Below are 5,827 nucleotides of genomic sequence, written 5' to 3'. Positions count from 1 at the left end.
AGGTCACGGCCTGGTCGGGCCCGAACACCGCCCCGAAGACCTTGTGCCAGATCCACATGATCCCGGACACCGGGTAGTAGATGTAGTCCAGGGACCAGAAGTTGAATGTCACGCGGCGAATCTCCTGATCGTTGTGCCCGGCCCACCCGATGACGGGGGACCGGACAAGTCTGCCGGATTCCCGGCGGGTGGTGCGGCTGGTGCAGGGACGGCGGTGTCGCGGGCCGGAGTCGGCGCCGAGACGGTGGGCCCGGGGCCGGCCGCCGGCTCGGCCTCGGTGGAACTTCCCGGTGGCGGCGCAGGTTCCCGCCGCCAGCCGTGCGCGGGGACGTGATCGATCCCGCCCTCGCTCCACGGGTTGCAACGCAGCAGCCGCCACACGGTCAGCGCGGTGCCGACCAGCGCGCCCCGGGTCCGCAGCGCGGTCACCGCGTAGGCACTGCACGTGGGGTAGTACCGGCAGGTCGCCGGCGTGTACGGGGTGATGAACCGCTGGTAGAAGCGGATCGGCGCGACCAGCACCTCCGCCGGCCACCGGGTGATCCTCATCCGGCGCCCCCCACCGGGACGGCCGGTCGTGACCCGCGCGCCTTGCGCAGCGCGCTCGCCGCGGCCACCCGCAGGTCCCGGCCGAGCTGGGTGCTCCCGGCCGTCGCCGCGGCCGGCAACGCGCGGACGACCACGTCGGTGCCGGGCGGCCACTCAGCCAGCAGCGCCCGCACCAGCACGCGCAGCCGCCGGGTCACCCGGTGCCGGACCACGGCGTTGCCGACCTTCCCGGACACGACAAAACCCACCCGCGATCCCCGGCCGGATGAGGACCCGGACGGGGAGATCAGCAGGTGGACGACCAGACTTCCCGACGCCGACCGGCGGCCCGTACGGACCACGGCGGAAAACTCGTCGGACGTGTGCAGCCGGCTGCCGGAAGGAAGCATCGCGCGTCCGGCCGGACGACCGTCAGGCCGACAGCTCGGCGCGACCCTTGCGACGGCGGGCGGCCAGGATGGCGCGGCCCGCGCGGGTGCGCATCCGAAGACGGAAGCCGTGGGTCTTCGCGCGGCGGCGGTTGTTCGGCTGGTACGTGCGCTTGCTCACGGCTATCTACTCCTCCTTCGGAAAACGACTGGTGGCACCCATACTGCGTCCGTTCTCGCAGGTCGGACCCACCGCGCCGGACAGCGCGTCCGTGCGGGCCTCAGGGCAGCACGAACCGACCGGCGATCACCGGGACAGTTCAGGGTACGGAACGCCCGGTGCCGCGGTCAAACGCGCCCGCCCACGTCCGATCCGTACCCGGGCGGCAGCGGCTCCGGCGGCCGGCCGGTCCAAGATCGCGACACGCCGTCCCGCCTCCTTGCTTGCCGTCCGGCCTTGTGGCAAGGCGGCGAAAGTTGTTAGCGTCCCTGCCTCGACCGCTCGGGATCGCCGAGCCCCCCGGAGCAAGACCTATCTGCGCCACGTCTGAGTGGCGCGGGCCGTTGACTATCCTCCCGGAGTTGCCCACACCTGTGGACAACTTCTGTGGATGACGTACGGGGGCAGGACCGGGATGAGGGGCACCGAGTGAGTTCCGAGGACAGCGACAACCTCCTGCTCCCCGTGTGGCAGTTGGTGGTGGCGGACCTTGAACCGACGCTGTCGCAACAGCAGAAGGCCTGGCTCGGCCTGACCCAACCGGTCGGCCTGCTCGGCTCGACCGCGCTACTCGCCGCGCCGTCCGAATTCGCCAAGGAGGCGATCGAGCGCAGCCTGCGGGACGCGATCGCCAGCACGCTCTCCCGCCACCTGGGCCTGCCGATCAAGCTGGCGGTGACCGTGTCCGAGGAGCCCGTCGCGCCGGCCCCCGACCGGCGGTACCCCCGCGACCAGGGCATCGGATCCGCACCGGCCGGGACGGTCAACGGGGGACGGCCGGTCGGCCCGGGTCCGCGGGGCCGGGCGGATGCCTACCGACCCGATTCGGGTGGCCGCCCCCTGCCCGCCTACCCGCACGCCGGGTCCCGCGGCGACACCGCGGACGGCCGGGACGACTTCGACGGTCGGGACGAGTACGACGGCCAGGACGGCACCGCGGCGCTGGATCCGCTCGCCGACCCCGCGGCCGAACCCGCTTTCACCGGGGTCGGCGCCGATCCCGACGTGGATGGCCTGGCCACCGTCACCGAGATCTGGCCGACCTACCAGACCCGCCGGGACCAGGCCCCGCAGAGCACGGCGCAGAGCCGGCTCAACGAGAAGTACAGCTTCGAGACGTTCGTCATCGGCTCGTCCAACCGATTCGCGCACGCCGCCGCGGTGGCCGTCGCCGAGGCGCCCGCGGTCGCGTACAACCCGCTGTTCATCTGGGGCGACTCCGGGCTGGGCAAGACCCACCTGCTGCACGGGATCGGCCACTACGCCCAGCGGCTCTTCCCCGGGATGCGGGTGCGGTACGTCTCCAGCGAGGAGTTCACCAACGACTTCATCAACTCGCTGCGGGACGACCGCAAGGTCGCCTTCCAGCGCCGCTACCGCGACGTCGACGTCCTGCTGGTCGACGACATCCAGTTTCTCGAGGGCAAGGAGGGCACCCAGGAGGAGTTCTTCCACACCTTCAACACCCTCTACAACGCCAACAAGCAGATCGTCATCTCCTCGGACCGGCCGCCCAAGCGGTTGGAGACGCTGGAGGACAGGATGCGGACCCGCTTCGAGTGGGGTCTGATCACCGACATCCAACCGCCGGAGCTGGAGACGCGGATCGCGATCCTGCGCAAGAAGGCCGCCCTGGACCGGATGAACGCCCCCGACGACGTCCTGGAGTTCATCGCCAGCCGGATCGAACGCAACATCCGGGAGCTCGAGGGCGCCCTGATCCGGGTCACCGCGTTCGCCTCGCTGAACAAGCAGGCCGTCGACCTCGCCCTGGCCCAGATCGTCCTGCGGGACCTGATCCGCGACCCGGTCTCCAACGACATCGACGCGGCCACGATCATGGCCGTCACCGCCGAGTACTTCGACGTGACGCTGGACGAGCTGTGCGGGCCGATCAAGACCAAGCAGATCGCCACCGCCCGGCAGATCGCCATGTACCTGTGCCGCGAGCTCACCGACCTGACGCTGCCCAAGATCGGGGCGACGTTCGGCGGCCGCGACCACACCACCGTCATGCACGCGACGAAGAAGATCCGTACCGAACTCGCCGAGCGTCGGCAGACCTATGACCACGTCCAGGAACTCACCGCACGGATCCGGGAGCGCGGCCGCCGGTGACGTCCGGCCGGCCCGCCGGGCGCCCGCCGCGTCACCGGACGGGCCCCACCCGGCCCCGCTGTCGACCCACCTGCCGGCTCGGCCTCGGCACATCGTCGTGGCCCGCGCAGACCACCCCGGCAGGATCCCGCCGCCTCCCGGGCGGGCCCGACCGCGCCCGGTCGACGCGACCGCCCGACGACATGCGCACGGGGCCGGTCCGGCCCGGCGACCACCCGTCCGGCGACCCCGGCGACCCCGGCACCCTCCTCGGACAACCATGCACAATCTGTGGACAACTCTGTGGACAGCCGGGGACAGGGCGGGGACAACAAGAATTCGCCGCCGGCCGTCCACACCGGCCCGCAGTCGTTCCGCCTGCCGTCCCCGTGCTGTCCACGTCCGCGACACGCGACGCCGCCTGCGGGGACGGGCCCCGATCCACACCGTCCACACCGCTTACTACTGCTACTGGATATTTCTCTTCAGGAGATCCTTTGAACAACAGGCTTGGGGATGGATCGGCGAATCACACCCCCGCCGCGCCGGCCGCCGGTCGCTGGTCGTACGGTGGACGCCCTGCCTGCGCCCGGCCCGCGAACGTTGTGATTCACCCGGTCACGTCCCGGTGATGACCCGCCCGCCCGCCGCCGCACCGGCGGCCGCCCGTCCCCTGCCCGCACCTGGATCGCCCGGACGCGACTCATGGAGGTCTCGATGAAGTTCCGCGTCGCCCGCGACGATCTCGCCGACGCCGTCGCCTGGGTCGCCAAGTCGTTGCCGGCCCGCCCACCGGTGCCGGTTCTCGGCGGCATCCTGCTCGAGGTCGACGGCTCGACGCTGACCGTGGCCGGCTTCGACTACGAGGTCTCGACCCGGGCCACGCTGTCGGTCGACTCGCTGGACGAGCTCGACGCCGACCCGGCGTCCGGGGCCGGCACCAGCCGCGTCCTGGTCTCCGGCCGGCTGCTCGCCGAGATCACCCGGGCGCTGCCGGCGAAGCCGGTCGACCTGGCCGTCATCGGGCCCAAGGTCAGCATCGTCGCCGGGTCGGCCCGGTTCACGTTGCCGACCATGCCCGTGGAGGACTACCCGCCGCTGCCGCAGATGCCCGACGCCTCCGTCTCGGTCGACGCCGGCGAGTTCGCCGAGGCCGTGGCCCAGACCGTGATCGCGGCCGGCCGGGACGACACCCTGCCGATGCTGACCGGCATCCGCATCGAGATCGACGGCGACCGGTTGACCCTGTCCGCCACCGACCGGTTCCGGCTGGCCGTCCGCGAGCTCGGCTGGCGACCGGACCGGGCCGAGCTGTCCACCGCCGTGCTCGTGCCGGCCCGCACGCTGGCCGACGCGGCCAAGACGCTCGGCGGCGCCAAGCTGGTCACCGTCGCCCTCGGCGACGGCCTGCTGGGCCTGCAGGCCGGGGACCGGCGCACCACGGTGCGGCTGCTGGACGTCGAGTTCGTCAAGTACCGCTCGCTGCTGCCCACCTCGCACACGACCAGCGTCGAGGTGCCGGTCGCCGCGCTGGGCGAGTCGATCAAGCGCGTCGCCCTGGTCACCGACCGCGGCCACCACCTGCGGCTGCAGGTCGGGGCCGGCTCGCTGACGCTCACAGCCGGCGGGGACGACGAGGGACGGGCCGAGGAGGACCTGCCCGCGGACGTCGACGGGGACGAACTGCTCATCGCGTTCAACCCGACCTACCTGCTCGACGGCCTGGGCGTGGTGCACGCCGAGCGGGTCCGCATCTCGTTCACCACCTCGGCCCGGCCCGCCCTGCTGGTGCCGGTGCCCGCTGCCGCGTCGGACGGCGACGCGGCGTCCGATGCGGGCGAGGCGGCCGCGACCGGCTCGCCGGACGTGGACGCCGACGGCGTGGGCGACGCCACCCCGGCGTACCGGTACCTCGTCATGCCGGCACGCCTGCCCGGCTGACCACCCACTCGCATCCTCCGGAAGGGTCACCATGCAGCTCGGACTGATCGGTCTCGGCAAGATGGGCGGCAACATGGCGCAGCGGCTGCGCCAGGACGGCCACCAGGTGGTCGGGTTCGACCGGAGCCCGGCCTCGCCGCGCGACGTCGACTCGCTCGAGGCGCTCGTCGCGGCCCTGGGCACGGACGGGTCGCCGCGGGTGGTCTGGGTGATGGTCCCGGCCGGGGAACCGACGCGGGCCACGGTCGCCGCGCTCGGCGAGCTGCTCGCGGCCGGCGACGTGATCATCGACGGCGGCAACTCCGAGTACGTCGACGACCAGGCGCACGCCGCCGCGCTGGCCCCGAAGGGCATCCGCTACCTGGACTGCGGCGTCTCGGGCGGGGTCTGGGGCCTGACCGAGGGCTACGCGCTGATGGTCGGCGGGGAGACGGACGCGGTCGCGGTCGCCCAACCGATCTTCGACTCGCTCAAGCCGCCGGCCGGCGGCTTCGTGCACGCCGGCCCGGTCGGCGCCGGGCACTTCGTCAAGATGGTCCACAACGGCATCGAGTACGGCATCATGCAGGCCTACGGCGAAGGCTACGAGCTGATGAAGGCCGTCGACTGGGTGACCGACCCGGACGCGGTGATGGCCTCGTGGCAGCACGGC

Annotated in this window: 6 protein-coding genes; 3 read left to right on the top strand and 3 right to left on the bottom strand. The window is 72.3% G+C overall.

All coding sequences use genetic code 11. The annotated features are described in order from the left end of the window. Positions 1 to 108: 108 nt before the first annotated feature. Genes yidD through rpmH form a run of 3 tightly spaced genes read right to left on the bottom strand, consistent with a single transcriptional unit; the run spans position 109 to position 1,098 of the window. A complete protein-coding gene (gene yidD / locus ACOJUF_RS17785) occupies positions 109 to 549 on the bottom strand; it encodes a membrane protein insertion efficiency factor YidD (protein WP_420123154.1) in 441 nt (146 codons plus the stop codon). Next, the gene (gene rnpA / locus ACOJUF_RS17780) at positions 546 to 938 is read right to left on the bottom strand and encodes a ribonuclease P protein component (RefSeq protein ID WP_420123153.1); all 393 of its coding nucleotides are present in this window, start codon (positions 936 to 938) and stop codon (positions 546 to 548) included. Before rnpA ends, yidD begins: the two co-directional genes overlap by 4 nt. A gap of 22 nt (positions 939 to 960) precedes the next feature. Next, positions 961 to 1,098, bottom strand: coding sequence for a 50S ribosomal protein L34 (gene rpmH / locus ACOJUF_RS17775; RefSeq protein ID WP_030427886.1), 138 nt, complete (start codon positions 1,096 to 1,098; stop codon positions 961 to 963). Between the two features lie 468 nt (positions 1,099 to 1,566). On the opposite strand from rpmH, the gene dnaA reads away from it, so the two are divergent. From dnaA to ACOJUF_RS17760, 3 genes are all read left to right on the top strand, one after another. Then, positions 1,567 to 3,255, top strand: coding sequence for a chromosomal replication initiator protein DnaA (gene dnaA, locus ACOJUF_RS17770; RefSeq protein ID WP_420123152.1), 1,689 nt, complete (start codon positions 1,567 to 1,569; stop codon positions 3,253 to 3,255). 696 nt (positions 3,256 to 3,951) lie between these two features. Further along, positions 3,952 to 5,175, top strand: coding sequence for a DNA polymerase III subunit beta (gene dnaN, locus ACOJUF_RS17765; protein WP_420123151.1), 1,224 nt, complete (start codon positions 3,952 to 3,954; stop codon positions 5,173 to 5,175). A gap of 31 nt (positions 5,176 to 5,206) precedes the next feature. After that, positions 5,207 to 5,827 (top strand): NADP-dependent phosphogluconate dehydrogenase (locus tag ACOJUF_RS17760; protein ID WP_420123150.1); only part of this gene is annotated, 621 nt, incomplete at its 3' end.

This window comes from Nakamurella sp., assembly GCF_048594475.1.
Lineage (GTDB): Bacteria > Actinomycetota > Actinomycetes > Mycobacteriales > Nakamurellaceae > Nakamurella.
The sequence above is the reverse complement of the archived record's forward strand: the minus strand, read 5'-3'. Positions and strand labels throughout refer to the sequence as shown.

Coding starts and splice junctions, on each gene's coding strand:
- yidD (WP_420123154.1), bottom strand. CDS start 549: ATGAGGATCACCCGGTGGCCGGCGGAGGTGCTGGTCGCGCCGATCCGC.
- rnpA (WP_420123153.1), bottom strand. CDS start 938: ATGCTTCCTTCCGGCAGCCGGCTGCACACGTCCGACGAGTTTTCCGCC.
- dnaN (WP_420123151.1), top strand. CDS start 3,952: ATGAAGTTCCGCGTCGCCCGCGACGATCTCGCCGACGCCGTCGCCTGG.